Source organism: Pseudomonas sp. HMSC066A08 (assembly GCF_001813025.1).
GTDB classification, from domain to species: Bacteria; Pseudomonadota; Gammaproteobacteria; order Pseudomonadales; family Pseudomonadaceae; genus Pseudomonas; species Pseudomonas aeruginosa.
In genome coordinates this window covers 196674-210834 of sequence record NZ_KV811299.1, presented here as the reverse complement: position 1 = coordinate 210834, position 14161 = coordinate 196674, and the positions used below count along the sequence as shown (strand labels likewise).

13 protein-coding genes and 1 pseudogene are annotated in these 14161 nt (G+C 67.5%); 7 read left to right on the top strand and 7 right to left on the bottom strand.

All coding sequences use genetic code 11. From position 1 onward, the window contains the following. The first annotated feature begins 327 nt into the window (after nt 1–327). Nucleotides 328–1266, top strand: a complete 939-nt coding sequence (locus tag HMPREF2886_RS14720) for a LysR substrate-binding domain-containing protein (RefSeq protein ID WP_003095575.1) — start codon at nt 328–330, stop codon at nt 1264–1266. 56 nt (nt 1267–1322) lie between these two features. Then, nucleotides 1323–1755 (top strand): annotated as a pseudogene (locus HMPREF2886_RS33330) (methyl-accepting chemotaxis protein); the annotation flags it as partial. Between the two features lie 282 nt (nt 1756–2037). On the opposite strand, the gene HMPREF2886_RS14705 reads toward HMPREF2886_RS33330, so the two are convergent. Then, nucleotides 2038–2733, bottom strand: coding sequence for an NUDIX domain-containing protein (locus HMPREF2886_RS14705; RefSeq protein ID WP_003095579.1), 696 nt, complete (start codon nt 2731–2733; stop codon nt 2038–2040). A gap of 14 nt (nt 2734–2747) precedes the next feature. Then, complete coding sequence (locus HMPREF2886_RS14700; RefSeq protein ID WP_052151840.1) at nt 2748–3350, bottom strand: adenylyltransferase/cytidyltransferase family protein; 603 nt, start codon at nt 3348–3350, stop codon at nt 2748–2750. 109 nt (nt 3351–3459) lie between these two features. Between HMPREF2886_RS14700 and HMPREF2886_RS14695 the strand changes: the two genes are divergently transcribed. From HMPREF2886_RS14695 to choE, 4 genes are all read left to right on the top strand, one after another. After that, on the top strand, nt 3460–4119 hold the full coding sequence (locus tag HMPREF2886_RS14695; protein WP_033967899.1) for a nicotinamidase: 660 nt from the start codon (nt 3460–3462) through the stop codon (nt 4117–4119). A 2-nt stretch (nt 4120–4121) separates the two neighbouring features. Continuing rightward, a complete protein-coding gene (pncB, locus tag HMPREF2886_RS14690; protein WP_003099996.1) occupies nt 4122–5321 on the top strand; it encodes a nicotinate phosphoribosyltransferase in 1200 nt (399 codons plus the stop codon). Between the two features lie 28 nt (nt 5322–5349). Beyond that, nucleotides 5350–6177: an ammonia-dependent NAD(+) synthetase gene (gene nadE, locus HMPREF2886_RS14685; protein WP_003099998.1), complete on the top strand. Its 828-nt coding sequence runs from the start codon at nt 5350–5352 to the stop codon at nt 6175–6177. A 133-nt stretch (nt 6178–6310) separates the two neighbouring features. Next, entirely contained in the window at nt 6311–7234 is a 924-nt protein-coding gene (choE, locus tag HMPREF2886_RS14680) for a cholinesterase ChoE (RefSeq protein WP_070747698.1), read from the top strand. Nucleotides 7235–7302: 68 nt separating this feature from the next. On the opposite strand, the gene azu is transcribed toward choE, so the two are convergent. Then, nucleotides 7303–7749, bottom strand: coding sequence for an azurin (gene azu / locus HMPREF2886_RS14675; protein WP_003095591.1), 447 nt, complete (start codon nt 7747–7749; stop codon nt 7303–7305). Nucleotides 7750–8024: 275 nt separating this feature from the next. Between azu and HMPREF2886_RS14670 the strand changes: the two genes are divergently transcribed. Beyond that, nucleotides 8025–8612, top strand: a complete 588-nt coding sequence (locus HMPREF2886_RS14670) for an LOG family protein (protein WP_003109460.1) — start codon at nt 8025–8027, stop codon at nt 8610–8612. A gap of 12 nt (nt 8613–8624) precedes the next feature. On the opposite strand, the gene HMPREF2886_RS14665 is transcribed toward HMPREF2886_RS14670, so the two are convergent. The 4 genes from HMPREF2886_RS14665 to HMPREF2886_RS14650 form a co-directional block, all read right to left on the bottom strand. Beyond that, entirely contained in the window at nt 8625–9320 is a 696-nt protein-coding gene (locus tag HMPREF2886_RS14665; protein ID WP_033967893.1) for a peptidoglycan DD-metalloendopeptidase family protein, read from the bottom strand. 185 nt (nt 9321–9505) lie between these two features. Next, nucleotides 9506–10357 (bottom strand): mechanosensitive ion channel family protein, encoded by an 852-nt coding sequence (locus tag HMPREF2886_RS14660; protein WP_033977095.1) that lies wholly within the window; start codon nt 10355–10357, stop codon nt 9506–9508. Nucleotides 10358–10607: 250 nt separating this feature from the next. Continuing rightward, nucleotides 10608–11543, bottom strand: coding sequence for a transglutaminase family protein (locus HMPREF2886_RS14655; protein ID WP_070747696.1), 936 nt, complete (start codon nt 11541–11543; stop codon nt 10608–10610). Then, entirely contained in the window at nt 11543–14041 is a 2499-nt protein-coding gene (locus HMPREF2886_RS14650) for a circularly permuted type 2 ATP-grasp protein (RefSeq protein ID WP_033967890.1), read from the bottom strand. The genes HMPREF2886_RS14655 and HMPREF2886_RS14650 overlap by 1 nt, the downstream gene beginning before the upstream one ends. Nucleotides 14042–14161 lie beyond the last annotated feature (120 nt).

Genomic DNA, 14161 nt, shown 5'->3' with positions numbered 1-14161 from the left:
TTCCACGCACTAATTGAGGTCCTCTTTTTCAATGAAAGTGCAGGACAGAGCGGTTTTTAAAATTAATATGAACATGAACTTCCCGGGATTCGGTACTTGGCGGAAAAAGTCGATTCGAATACGACATGGACATATCCATTAGCGACGCCACGTTCGGCGCAAAGCCCTGTGACGGATTCGTCATAAGCCAGCGAATGCTCTATCGCGAGACTTGCCGGCAGTAATAAGCGTCGCCCGGCACTCCGGCAAGCGAGCTTTCCTCCCCACGTCATTCCGTTTATTCATATAACGCGTTCCGCCCGCTCCACCCGCGCCAGGAAACCCGCCATGCTGAACAAACGCCGCCTGCCGTCGATGACCGCCCTGCAATGCTTCGAAGCGGTAGCCCGGCACCTGAGCTTCACCCGCGCCGCCGAAGAGTTGAGCCTGACCCAGAGCGCCATGAGCAAGCAGGTCGCGCAACTCGAGGAGCAGCTGCAGCACGCCCTGTTCCGCCGGGTGCGCAAGCGCCTGCAACTGACCCCGGCCGGCGAGCTGTACCTGGCCGAGGTACGACGCATCCTGCAACAGGTAGAACTGTCCACCCGCTTCCTGCTCTCCTACGGCGGCGAGACCGAAGTGCTGCGGGTGGCGACCCCGCCGACCTTCGGCGCGCGCTGGCTGATCCCGCAACTGAACGGCTGGCGCCACCGCCACCCGAACATCCACCTCGACCTGCGCCAGGAACTGGAACCGGACGACCTGCGCCAGGGCCATTGCGACCTGGCGTTCTTCTTCGGCCCCGGCACCCTGCCGGGCGCCGAGTGCATACGCCTGTTCGGCGAACAACTGGTGGCGGTCTGCGCGCCATCCCTGCTGCCGGCCGGCGGACTGGACGAGCCGACCCAACTGGCGGGGCTGGTGCTGCTGCAGAACGCCAGCCGCGCGGAGGCCTGGCACGACTGGTTCGCCAGCCTGGAGCGAAATTGCCAGGGTTGCTACCACGGTCCACGCTTCGACACCTTCTACATGTGCATCCGCGCCGCCCAGGCCGGTTGCGGGGTAGCCTTGCTACCGCGCTTCCTGGTCGAGGAGGAACTCGCCGAAGGCAAGCTGGCGATCGCCTGGCCGCACGCCCTGCCCAGCCAGGAGGCCTACTACCTGGCCTATCCCGAGCATGCCGCGGAAGTCCCCAAGGTGCGCCATTTCATCGAGTGGATGGTAGAGCGCCTGGAGCAGGAGCAACCCTCAGCGGGCCCCCGCCAGACGCGCCACGGCCCGGTTTGACGTTTTCGCTGCGTGGAACCGTCTCTACTCTCACTCGGTTCACCTCGGAACGTCCCATGCTCACTGGCGTCACGGTTCGAATCCGCCTGCTGGGCCTGGCGCTGCTACCGCTGACGATGCTCGTCACGGTCATCGCGATGGCGCCGGCCAACGCCAGTCGACTCGATGCCAGCTTCCAGGACCTTTTCAACAACCGGATGAAGCCCATCAGCCAGCTCAAGATCGTCGCCGACGCCGTTGCCGTCAGCGTGGTCGACGTCCTGCACAAGTATCGTGCGGGGGTCTTCGATGAAGAGCGCCTGCAACAGGAGTTGAGTGGAGCGCTGTCGCGCATCGAGAAGTCATGGGCCGATTACTCCGCAGACCACCGGACTGCCGCCGAAAAGGAAATCGTCGAGTCACTGGTCCCCCCTGGAACGGCTCGAGCGGATGACCCTGGCATACGGCAAGCAGGCCCAGGTCAGCGTCCAGCGCGCCCGCGAGGCGGGAAAGGCGCTCGGTCTCATCGCCCAGCCGGTAGAAGGTATCGCCCAGCGCAACGCGCAGATATCCACGGCGACGGAAGAACAGACCGCCACGGCGAGCGAGGTCAGCCAGAACATCGACTCGCTCAATGCCAGCATCGGCGAAGTCGCCGAGGGCGCGGTGAAGACCTCCCCCTCCAGTGTCGAGCTGGCAAACGGACTGGAGAGCAGCAGATCCAACGCTTCACCGTCTGGCAAGCGCGGCAGGGAGCGTCCTCACCGGCCCTGCCGCACCGGCAGGCGTTTGTCAGGAGGCCAGCAGGCTGCGGTCGAAAACGAAGGCGCCGCCCGGCTTCGGGGTGAAATGCAGGACGTGTTGCGGGCGCCCCATGGGAGGACGCTGGCGTTCGCCGGTATCCTCGACCCAGCCAGCCTCCTTCATCCGCTCCAGGCGGCCACGCAGGCTGGAATGCTGGACTTCCTGGCCGATGGCGCACTCGAAGGCCTTCAGCGCCTCGGCCACGGTGAAGCGCGGCGCCAGCAGGAACAGCGGCAGGGCGCTGTACACCGACTTGCTCGCCAGGCGCTCGCAGGCCTGCTGTACCAGTTGGGCGTGGTCGAATGGCAGGGCGAAGCGCTCGCTGCGAACGTCGCGCAGCGGCACGAAGTCGAGGTCGTCGTCCTCCACCCGGGTGTCCGGGCCGACCAGCACCAGGTAGAACACGCTCAGCGACCAGCCGCGCGGGTCGCGTACCGCGTTGCCGACCGTGGCCACCTGCTCGATGTAGGCCGGCTCCAGCCGCGCCTTGTCGCGCAGGGCGCGCACCGCCGCGTCGTCGAGGCTGTGGTCGGCGCTGCGGCCGTTGACCAGCACGCCGGGCAAGGCCCACTGGCCGGCGAAAGGCGCCTGGGCGCGGCGGATCAGCAACAGCTCCAGTCCGTGCCCGGGGTTCAGGCGCAACGCCACGATATCCACGCTGGCCAATACTTCCGCTGAACTCATCGTCACTCCTCTCTTCAACCCGCCTGGCGTTCGCCGCCATAGCAGTGCAGTTCGTCCTTCACTTCCGGCAGGCACCAGGCCTCCGGTACCGCCAACCCTTCGCGCAGGCGCTGGCGGATCATCGAGCTGTGCAGCGGCAGCCGCTCCTCCGCCACCAGCCGGCCGAAGCGCCAGCACAATTCGGCGGCGCGTTCGAAGCGCGGCAGTTCCGCCTCGTTGTCGGCGCCGATCAGCAGGGCGATCCGCGCTGACGCCAGGCCGCTACGCGCGGCCAGCGCTTCCAGCAGGTCGATGCTGTAGACCGCCGGATGATCGGGCATCAATCCTGCTTCGATCGGTTCGCAATACACCCGCCGCGGATCGATCCGCCGGGCCAGCCGCGCCAGCCAGCGGCAGCGCAGCTCGAAATCGCCCATGCGCTTGCCGAAGGCGTGGCGGTGACTCGGCACCAGGGCGACCCGTTCGGCGCAAAGCAGCGCCCGGCGGATCACCGACTCATGGCCGGGGTGCGGCGGGTCGAACGCCCCGCCGTAGACCGCGAGGGCGAAGACGGGCGCGTGTCCGCCGCTCATCCCGGCAGGCAGTCGGCGAATCCGGGAACTTATTTCATCACGCATAGAAAATACCTTCCACTGCGAAATTTTGTAGTACAAGTGCTTGACGACTTATTTCACGTGATGAATTATGTACCCACATTCAGCCCCAACCCGTCAAGCGGAGGCTTCCATGAATCGTCCCAGCAAGATCGCCAGCTTCGATGTCGACGCCCAGAAAGGCTTCACCCCGCTGTGCCCGGACGAACTGCCGGTGCCCGGCGGCGACGCCATCGGCGCCGCCCTCAACCAACTGGCCAGCCGCGCCGCGCTGCGCCTGGGCAGCAAGGACGCGCACAGCCCGAAGGCCGCCTGGGTAGTGGAAAGCGCCGAGCAGATGCTGCGGCCGCTGGCCTATCCGGATGCCGACCTGACCTGGGTGAGCCACTGCGTACCGGGTACGCCGGGCTTCGAGCTGCTCGACGAACTGCCGCGGCCGATCGACTACGACTTCTTCGTCTGGAAGGGCGTGGAGCCGGACCTGCATCCCTACGGCGCCTGCTACCACGATCTGGCGGAACGCCGCAGCACCGGGGTCATCGAATACCTGAGGCAGAATGGCGTGAGCCATGTGCTGGTGGGTGGCCTGGCGCTGGACTACTGCGTGAAGAACACCGCCCTGCAACTGCGCCGCGCCGGTTTCGAGGTGCTGCTCTACCTGCCCGCCTGCCGGGCCATCGCCGAGGACACCGCGCTGCGGGCCTGCGACGAGATGCGCGACGCAGGGGTGATCCTCTGCGCCGACCTGGAACGACTGGATAGCGCCCTCGCCGGCGCCGACAAGGAGAAGTGAACATGGCCGAAAGCGTCTTTGCCGAGCGCATCGTGCAGAACCTGCTCGATACCGATTTCTACAAGCTGACCATGATGCAGGCGGTGCTGCACAACTACCCCAACGCCGAAGTGGAGTGGGAATTCCGCTGCCGCAACGCCGAGGACCTGCGTCCGTACCTGGCGGAGATCCGCTACCAGATCGAGCGCCTCGCCGAAGTCGAGGTAACCGCCGACCAGCTCGCCTTCCTCGAACGCATCCCGTTCATGAAGCCGGACTTCATCCGCTTCCTCAGCCTGTTCCGCTTCAACCTGCGCTACGTACACACCGGCATCGAGGATGGCCAACTGGCGATCCGCCTGCGCGGCCCATGGCTGCACGTGATCCTCTTCGAGGTGCCGCTGCTGGCCATCGTCAGCGAGGTGCGCAACCGTTATCGCTACCGCGAGGTGGTCCTGGAACAGGTCGGCGAGCAGCTCTATCGCAAGCTCGACTGGCTCTCCGCCCAGGCCAGCAGCGAGGAGCTGGCGGAATTCCAGGTCGCCGACTTCGGCACCCGCCGGCGCTTCTCCTACCGCACCCAGGAGGAAGTGGTGCATATCCTCAAGCGCGACTTCCCCGGGCGCTTCGTCGGCACCAGCAACGTGCACCTGGCCCGCGAGTACGATCTCAAGCCGATCGGCACCATGGCCCACGAATGGCTGATGGCCCATCAGCAACTCGGCCCGCGGCTGGTCGACAGCCAGCAGGCGGCGCTGGACTGCTGGGTCCGCGAGTACCGCGGGCAGCTCGGCATAGCCCTGACCGACTGCATCACCATGGATGCCTTCCTCGACGACTTCGACCTGTATTTCGCCAAGCTCTTCGACGGCCTGCGCCACGATTCGGGCGACCCGCTGGCCTGGGCGGAGAAAGCCATCGCCCACTACCGCCGCCTGGGTATCGACCCGCTGAGCAAGACCCTGGTGTTCTCCGACGGGCTGGACATGCCCAAGGCGTTGCAGCTGTTCCGCGCGCTACGTGGCAAGATCAACGTCAGCTTCGGCATCGGCACCAACCTGACCTGCGACATCCCGGGGGTCGAACCGATGAACATCGTCCTGAAGATGACGGCCTGCAACGGCCATCCGGTGGCGAAGATATCCGACGCCCCGGGCAAGACCCAATGCCGCGACGAGAACTTCGTCGCCTACCTCCGCCACGTCTTCAACGTGCCGGCCTAATCCTTTCGCACCTAACGGGAGCCCGAACATGCAACAGATCCAACGCGACATCGCCCAAGCCCTGCAGGTCCAGCCGCCGTTCCAGTCGGAGGCCGACGTGCAGGCGCAGATCGCCCGGCGCATCGCCTTCATCCAGCAGTGCCTGAAGGATTCCGGGCTGAAGACCCTGGTGCTGGGGATCAGCGGCGGCGTCGACTCGCTCACCGCCGGCCTGCTGGCCCAGCGCGCCGTCGAGCAACTGCGCGAGCAGACCGGCGACCAGGCCTACCGCTTCATCGCCGTGCGCCTGCCCTACCAGGTACAGCAGGACGAGGCCGATGCCCAGGCCTCGCTGGCGACCATCCGCGCCGACGAAGAGCAGACCGTCAACATCGGTCCGTCGGTGAAAGCCCTGGCGGAACAGCTGGAAGCCCTGGAAGGACTCGAGCCGGCGAAGAGCGACTTCGTCATCGGCAATATCAAGGCGCGCATCCGCATGGTCGCCCAGTACGCCATCGCCGGCGCACGCGGCGGCCTGGTGATCGGCACCGACCATGCCGCCGAGGCGGTCATGGGGTTCTTCACCAAGTTCGGCGACGGCGCCTGCGACCTGGCTCCGCTCAGCGGCCTGGCCAAGCATCAGGTACGCGCCCTCGCCCGCGCCCTAGGCGCTCCGGAGAACCTGGTGGAGAAGATCCCCACCGCCGACCTCGAGGACCTGCGCCCCGGCCATCCGGACGAGGCTTCCCACGGCGTCACCTATGCCGAGATCGACGCCTTCCTGCACGGCCAGCCGCTGCGCGAGGAAGCTGCGCGGGTGATCGTCGACACCTACCACAAGACCCAGCACAAGCGCGAACTGCCGAAGGCGCCCTGAGCCTCCCGGTCCGTGCGGCAGGCCCGTCGTCGACGGGCCTTTGTCGCGGGCGGGAATGTGCCTGTCGCAACCAGGTCTTCAAGTCCGCGCGGCGGCGCGCTAGAAGGAAGCTGAATCCCTGCGAAGGCCAGCCATGCGCACCCGTCTCCCCGCCCTGCTCCTCGGTGTCCTGCTGGCCGGCCAGGCCTGCGGACACACGTCCCCGCTGCTCGCGCCGGTACGGCAGATCCACGCCTTCGGCGACAGCTATTCGGACAACGGCGAAAGCCAGCGACTGACCCGCGAGATGCTCGCCAAGGGCATCGCCGGCGCCCAGGCGTTGCCCGGCGAAGTCTACTGGCAGGGCCGCTGGAGCAACGGCCCGACCGCCGTCGAGGTGCTCGCCCGCCAGCTCGGCGCGCAACTGGCCGACCATGCGGTGGGCGGCGCCAAGAGCGGAACGGACAACTACTACGGCTGGATGAGCGACTACCGCCATACCGGCCTCGCCGGCCAGGTCGACGCCTACCTCGCCACGCTGGACGGCAAGCCGGTCGACGGCCAGGCGCTGCACTTCATCTTCGTCTCCGCCAACGATTTCTTCGAGCACGAGGATTTCGCCGGCGAGCAGACCCTGGAACAACTGGCCGGCAGCAGCGTGGCGAACATCCGCGCCGCGGTGCAGCGTCTCGGAGAGGCCGGCGCACGACGCTTCCTGGTGGTCAGTTCGACCGACCTGAGCGTGGTCCCGGCGGTGGTCGCCGGCAACCGGGTCGAGCGGGCGCAGCGCTACCTGCAAGCGGTCAACGCCAGCCTGCCGATCCAGCTCGCCGCCCTGCGCAAGACCCGCGGCCTGGAGCTGAGCTGGTTCGACCATCTCACCTTCAGCCGCCACTTGCGGCGCAACCCGGCGCGCTATGGCCTGGTGGAGCTGGACGCGCCCTGCCAGCCGACCCAGCCCAGCGTCCGCCCGGCCTGCGCCAACCCGGACCAGTACTACTTCTGGGACGAGTGGCATCCGACCCGGCGCGTGCACCAACTGGCCGGCGAGGCGATGGCGGCGCGCTACGCGCGCTGAGCCCGGCGCGCGCCCATGAAAAAGCCCGGCAGCGGCCGGGCTTTTTCATGCAGCGGATCGCTCGCGCATCACTTCAGGGTCAGAGTGCCCTTCATCAGCGCGGAGTGGCCCGGGAAGGTGCAGAAGAACATGTACTGCTCGCCTTCCTTCAGCTTGGAGACGTCGAAGGTCACCGAGTCCTTCTCGCCCGAGCCGATCAGCTTGGTGTGGGCGATGACACGGCTGTCGTCGGGCTTCAGGTAATCCTTGTCCAGGCCGGAAGCCATGCCGTCGGTGACCACGCCCTGCATGTCGGCGGCGGTGCTCAGTACCCAGTTGTGGCCCATGACGTTCTTCGGCAGGTTGCCGGGGTGGGACAGGTTGACGGTGAACTGCTTGCAGCTCTTGTCGACGGTGATGGCATTGGTGTTGAACTGCATCTGGTCGTTACCCTGGATGTCCACCGAGCACTCGGCAGCCAGCAGCGGCGCACTGAGCAGGGACAGCAGGGATACCGCAGCGAGTTTACGTAGCATGGAGCAGCCTCCTAGGCAGGTTGGGCGATGAATCCTGAAAGAGCAGACTGCCCGATCGGGCACCGAGTTCCACTGATTCAGGTCAAACCCGAACCGGACGTGGCGGGGCATCGAGCGGGATCTGCCCGGCGTTTACTACGGGGAACTCCTGTTTTAGCACAGATGTGCCGCTTCGCGCCTGCGACGCAACGTCCGGCAATGCTTCGCACGGCTTGGTCGAAGCGCTCCCAGCCGCTACCCTGTGCGCCTTTTTCCACCCCCGACAGGAGTCGATCATGACCTTGCGTTCCGTCTGCGTATTCTGTGGCGCCAGCCCCGGCGCTTCCCCGGTCTACCAGGAAGCCGCCGTGGCCCTCGGCCGGCACCTGGCCGAGCGCGGCCTGACCCTGGTCTACGGTGGCGGCGCGGTCGGCCTGATGGGCACCGTGGCGGACGCCGCATTGGCCGCCGGTGGCGAAGTGATCGGGATCATCCCGCAGAGCCTGCAGGAAGCCGAGATCGGCCACAAGGGCCTGACCCGCCTGGAAGTGGTAGACGGCATGCACGCGCGCAAGGCGCGCATGGCCGAGCTGGCCGACGCCTTCATCGCCCTGCCCGGCGGGCTCGGCACCCTGGAAGAGCTGTTCGAGGTCTGGACCTGGGGCCAACTGGGCTACCACGCCAAGCCGCTGGGCCTGCTCGAAGTGAACGGCTTCTACGACCCGCTGCTGACCTTCCTCGACCACCTGGTCGACGAACGTTTCGTCCGCGCCGAACACCGCGGCATGCTGCAGCGCGGCGCCAGCCCGGAGGCGCTGCTCGATGCCCTCGCCGCCTGGACACCGAGCGTGGCGCCGAAGTGGGTCGACCGCACCCCGCAGTGATCCGCTCCTCTCTCAGGACGGCGGCAGCAGGCTCAGCGGGTCGAGCGGCCGGCCGTTCTGGCGGATCTCGAAGTAGAGCTGCACCCGGTCGGCATCCGAGGAACCGGCCTCGGCGATCTTCTGGCCCTTGCCGACCATCTGCCCCTCCTTCACCAGCAAGCGGCTGTTGTGCGCGTAGGTGCTGGTGTACGAGGTACCGTGCTGGATGATCACCAGGTTGCCGTAGCCACGCATGTTGTTCACCGCGAACACCACCTTGCCGGCCAGCGAGGCCTGCACCGGCTGGCCCAGGGTGCCGGCGATGCGGATGCCCTTGTTGAGCTTGTCGGAACTGGAGAAGCGGCGGATCACCGGCCCCTTCATCGGCCATTGCCAGCCGCGCAGGGTCACCGACGGCGGCGGAGGCGGCGGCTTGCGCGCACGGGTGCTCGACGAGGAGCGGCTGCTGGCGACGTAGGTCGACTTGCGCCCGTCGAAGCGCACCACCTGGCCGACCTTGACCGCGTAGGGCGGGCGGATACCGTTGGCGCGCGCCAGGTCCTTGTAGTTCCAGCCGTGCCGGGTGGCGATCGAATAGAGGGTGTCGCCGCGCTTGACGCGATACTCGCCGCGCACGACCTTCGGCACCGACGCCCCCGGGCCGGGAGCCTTGGAGCTGCACGCGGATACCGCCAGCAGGACGGCGATCAAGAGCAATCTGAAGAACACACGGAATCCTTTTCCCGATGAAACCCGGCCGGCTGCGGCGACGGTTGCAGGCCCGCACTATACCTTGTTCGCCGGGGTGCCCGTTGGACTCGCCGATGGCCCGTTTTCTCCGCACGACCCGTCACCGGGGCCCTGCACAAACGCCAACGCCCCGCAGGACGGGGCGTCGGTGCCGGCAGGGAAAATCAGGCGCCGGCGGACTGCTGCACGATCACCGTCTGCGCCGGCATCGGTGCCGGGAAGTCGGCGCCGAGGGCGTCCTTGATCACCTTGTTGGTATCGAAATAGACCTGCCAGTAATGGTCGTTGTGGCAATACGGGCGCACCGCCAGCACCGGCCCGACCAGGTTGAACTCGAGTATCTCCACGTCCACCGGCGGCTCGCCGAGCACGTTGGCAATCGCCGCGACGCGCTGCTTGAGCAGGGCGATGGCCGCCTGGTAGTCGGCGGCACCGGAAAGCTGTGCCTTCAACTCGACCCGGCGGAACGGGTTGTGGGTGAAGTTCTGGATGTTGTCGCCGAATATCTTGTTGTTGCCGACCATGGTCAGCACGTTGTCCGGAGTGTTGATCGCCGTGGTGAACAGGCCGATCTCCTTGACCGTGCCGGTCACTCCGCCGGCGCAGATGAAGTCGCCGACCTTGAACGGCCGCAGGACGATGATGAAACCGCCGGCCGCCAGGTTCGCCAGCAATCCCGACCAGGCCATGCCGATGGCCAGGCCGACCGCCGCGATCAGCGCCGCCAGGCTGGTGGTCTGGATGCCGAAGAAACCGAGGATGCCCACCACCAGCAGCACGTTCAGGGTCACCGTGATGAACGAACCCACGTAGCGCAGCACGGTGGGATCGACCTTTTGCCGCTCGAGGGATTTCTGCACCATGCCGACGGCGAAGCCGATCAGCCAGCGGCCGATCACCCAGAAGGCGATGGCCGCGAGAATCTTGATGCCGAAGGCGAAGGCGTACTGGGACACCGTCGCCCAGAGCGCGTTGATCTTCTCGGTACCTACGTTGACGATCGTCGTGTCATCCATATCGCTCACCGTGCGCAAGGAAGGAGTCTGGCTCCGTACGAGAACCGCCCCTGGCACCGGAAAGGCAGGCTCCGGCCCTTGGCCCGACAACGTCCGTAGCGGATTCTGGAAAAGCTAGCACGGCGCCGCGAATTTGCCGGAGCACCGCTTCGTTGTCCCCAAACGGCGTGGGCGAGGCTGTGGACAACCTGGGTGAAAAGGTCCGGGAGTCCCGGGCGGCAGGGCCTCCGCGAGACCGATCACTTTTTGATCAGCCGGCTGTTTCCTGTAGCGGCAGCACCGTCACCCGCACCTCCGGGTCATGGCTACCGCCACCGAGGATCACCCCGCGCAACGGCGACACATCGGAAAAATCCCGCCCCCAGGCCAGGGTGATGTGCTCCAGGTCGGGCAACAGGTCGTTGGTCGGGTCGAAATCCACCCAGCCGTTCTCCGGGCAATACAGCGAGACCCAGGCATGCGAGGCGTCGGCACCGATCAGTCGCGCCTGTCCGGGCGGCGGGCGGGTCAGCAGGTAGCCGCTGACGTAGCGCGCCGCCAGTCCGCGCGCGCGCAGGCAGGCGAGCATCAGGTGGGCGAAGTCCTGGCAGACCCCGCGACGGCGCTCCAGCACTTCGTCCAGCGGCGTCGCCACCTGGGTGGCCTGCGCATCGAAGGCGAACTCGCGGAAGATCTTCTCCATCAGTGCCGCCGCCGCCACCAGCAACGGCCGTCCGGGCGGGAAGCAGTCGGCGGCGAACTCGGCGAATCGCCGCTGGATGCGCACATAGGGCGACTCGACGCGATAGCGGCAGGCTTCCAGCTCGGCGGCGGACAGCGCCCGCCCGGAAAATGCCAGCCCGGCGGCGACGGTTTCCCATGCCGGCGACGCGGTCAGTTGCGCCGGCGCATGGGCAAACACTTCGACCTGCAGTCGCGCGCTGACCCGCAGCGCCTCGTGGGGACGCTCGAAGGCCAGCCGGCTCAGCGGATTGCCGAATGCGTCGTGGCCATCCTCGCGCCGGCTCGGCCCCGGCTCGATCAGCAGTGCCCGCTCATGGCAGGCCTGCCAGGCACATTCGCGTGGCCAGAGATGCGCCAGTTGCCGCGACAGCGAGACCGGCGTCGCATAGCGGTAATGGGTGTCGTGCAGCACCTGGTAGCGGGCGCCCTGGAGCGGAACGGAGCGACGTGCGGTTGCGGACATCAGGTGGATACCGTTCTCTGGCTGACATCGTCGACATGGGCGAAATAGCGCAAGCCTAGCCGATCGGAGACCTGTCCGGCGCAGGCGGCGATGTCGCGCAGCAGCCGCGCCAGCCCGAAGAGCACCTCGTCGAGTCCTGCCGCGCCGAACAGCGGGCTTTCCAGGGCCGCCAGGTCGAAGCTGCGCAGGCGTTCGCCCAGGGCCCTGAGTTCCCGCTCGCGTGGCGCGCCGAACTCCTCGTGCAGGCGCTCCAGCGAACGCTCCAGGGCCTGCAACTGGAAGCGCAGCGAGTGCGGGTTCTGCTCGTGCAACAGGAGCAGGTCGAGCACCGGGACCAGCTGCGGCGACGCCAGGTAGCGCGAGCGGTAGGTGATGCCGCTGTTACCCAGTTCCAGCAGCCACTCCAGCGCGCCGGCGTCCCAGGCGCTACCGCCGTCGAGGAAGGCGGCGATGCTCTCGGCGAAGAAGCGCACGCGCTCGATGCGCCGGCCGATCATCAGGAAACGCCAGCCGTCGTCGCGGGTCATGTCGTCGAGGGCGAAACCGGACAACGCGGCCAGGGACATCACTAGCCGGTTGAGGAAGTCCAGCGCTTCGCCGAGGTCGGTGCGTGCCGGATCGAGCGCCTGCATGTCGCGTTGCAGCTCCAGCAAGGCCAGCCAGTTCTCCCCGGACAAGCGCCCGCGCACCTGCGCCGCCGCCCAGTGCAGGCGCCGCAGGTTGGCGCACAGGCTCGCCGGCCAGTGCTCGTCGAGCAACGCCCGCAACAGGCACCTTTCCAACGGCTCGCCATCCCCGGGCAGCAGGCCGATGCCGCCGGCCAGGGCCAGGGCGCTACGCAACGCCTCTTCGTCGCCATCGGCATCCACGTAGCGCGACAGCACCACCCGCAACAGGCGCGCATGGTCGTCGCAACGCTCGGCATAGCGGCCGTACCAGAACAGGTTCTCCACCACCCGCGACGGCAGGTAGGGGTCTTCGCGGACCAGGTCGCGCACGCCGAGCCGGCGCGGTCGCAACGGCTCGCCGCCGACGGCTCGCTCGGCCAGCACCCAGGTGTCCTTGCTCGCCCCGCCGCGCTGCATCGACACCACTTCGGCGTCCGCCGCCGAGGCTACGCGGGTCAGGCCGCCGGGCATCACCCAGTAGCGGCCGTCGCTGGCGGCGACGGCGAATACGCGCATGCCGATGGCCCGCGACTGCAGGCCGACGCCGGCCTTGCCGTCGCGCCAGACCGGTGCCTGGGACAACTGCGCCAGGCGTTGCGCCACGTAGGCCTGCGGGCGCTCGCGCAAGCGCTCGCCGAGGGATGCCAGGCCGGCACTGTCGAGGGCGTGGCCGAACAGGGGTTCGCAGCGCTGGCCGGGAAAGGCCGGCTTGATCACCAGGTCGGGCAGTGCCGCGAGTATCGCCTCGAGGGCCTGCGGCTCGCCGCACCAGCGGGTGTCGAGCGAGGGCAGCGCCAGTTCCTCGCCAAGCAGGCGGCGACAGGCCTGCGGGAGGAAGCCGAGCAGGCCGGGCGACTCCAGCACTCCGCTACCCAGCGCGTTGGCCACCAGCACGCGTCCCTGGCGTACCGCCTCGAGCAGGCCGGGAATGCCCAGCGCCGAGTCGGTACGCAATTCCAGCGGGTCGCAGAAGTCATCATCGAGGCGCCGCAATACCGCGTGCACCCGTTTCAGGCCGCCAAGGGTCTTGAGATAGAGGGTGGCGTCGCGCACCGTCAGGTCGTGCCCCTCGACCAGCGGGAAGCCGAGCTGGCGCGCCAGGTAGAGATGCTCGAAGTAGGTTTCGTTGAAACGTCCGGGAGTCAGCAGCGCCACCAGCGGCGTCTCGCCGTCGCCGGCGGCCTGGCTGGCGAGGGTCTCCTGCAGGGTGCGGAAATACCCGGCGAGATGCTGCACGCGCAGGTCGCGATAGAGTTCCGGCAAGGCCCGCGAGACGATCTGCCGGTTCTCCAGAGCATAGCCCGCGCCGGACGGAGCCTGGGTGCGGTCGGCAAGGACCTGCCAGCGTCCGTCGGCATCGCGCGCCAGGTCCACGGCATAGCTGTGCAGGAAGATCCCGCCGGGCGGCCGGATGCCGAGCGCCGGCCAGAGGAAGTTCGGATGGCCGAAGACCAGTTCGCTGGGCAGCAGCCCTTCGGCGAGCAGACGCTGGTCGCCGTACAGGTCGGCCAGCAGCGCATTGAGCAGCCGAGCACGCTGCGCCACGCCAGCGGCGATCGGCTGCCACTCGGCGGCGCACAGCAGGTTCGGCAGAAGGTCCAGCGCCCAGGGGCGGTCGGTGCCCTTGGGATCGGCGTAAACGTTGTAGGTGACGCCGTTCTCCTGGATCTGCCGCTCCACCAGGGCCTGGCGCTGGCGCAGTTGCTCAGGGCTGCTGCGCTCCAGTTGGCGGAACAGGCGCTGCCAATGGGGACGCACGCCGCCCTGGCGATCGAGCAACTCGTGGTAGGCCGTATCGGTGAACGGATAGTGGGCAAGCAGCTCGGGCATCGAAGGCTCGCGGGGCTGGGGTTGCGGTCACTGTAGCGGAGTCGGCGGCGCGACGCCGGAGCGAAGCGACGAGGCGTTGCCGGGTCCGCCACGACGGTTCTTCGTGAAGACCGGGATGCC

Bases quoted from the DNA above. Each gene is read 5' to 3' on its own strand.
- choE (WP_070747698.1), top strand. From the start codon at position 6,311: ATGCGCACCCGTCTCCCCGCCCTGCTCCTCGGTGTCCTGCTGGCCGGC.
- nadE (WP_003099998.1), top strand. From the start codon at position 5,350: ATGCAACAGATCCAACGCGACATCGCCCAAGCCCTGCAGGTCCAGCCG.
- pncB (WP_003099996.1), top strand. From the start codon at position 4,122: ATGGCCGAAAGCGTCTTTGCCGAGCGCATCGTGCAGAACCTGCTCGAT.
- HMPREF2886_RS14695 (WP_033967899.1), top strand. From the start codon at position 3,460: ATGAATCGTCCCAGCAAGATCGCCAGCTTCGATGTCGACGCCCAGAAA.
- HMPREF2886_RS14705 (WP_003095579.1), bottom strand. From the start codon at position 2,733: ATGAGTTCAGCGGAAGTATTGGCCAGCGTGGATATCGTGGCGTTGCGC.
- azu (WP_003095591.1), bottom strand. From the start codon at position 7,749: ATGCTACGTAAACTCGCTGCGGTATCCCTGCTGTCCCTGCTCAGTGCG.
- HMPREF2886_RS14650 (WP_033967890.1), bottom strand. From the start codon at position 14,041: ATGCCCGAGCTGCTTGCCCACTATCCGTTCACCGATACGGCCTACCAC.
- HMPREF2886_RS14700 (WP_052151840.1), bottom strand. From the start codon at position 3,350: ATGCGTGATGAAATAAGTTCCCGGATTCGCCGACTGCCTGCCGGGATG.
- HMPREF2886_RS14670 (WP_003109460.1), top strand. From the start codon at position 8,025: ATGACCTTGCGTTCCGTCTGCGTATTCTGTGGCGCCAGCCCCGGCGCT.
- HMPREF2886_RS14660 (WP_033977095.1), bottom strand. From the start codon at position 10,357: ATGGATGACACGACGATCGTCAACGTAGGTACCGAGAAGATCAACGCG.
- HMPREF2886_RS14655 (WP_070747696.1), bottom strand. From the start codon at position 11,543: ATGTCCGCAACCGCACGTCGCTCCGTTCCGCTCCAGGGCGCCCGCTAC.
- HMPREF2886_RS14720 (WP_003095575.1), top strand. From the start codon at position 328: ATGCTGAACAAACGCCGCCTGCCGTCGATGACCGCCCTGCAATGCTTC.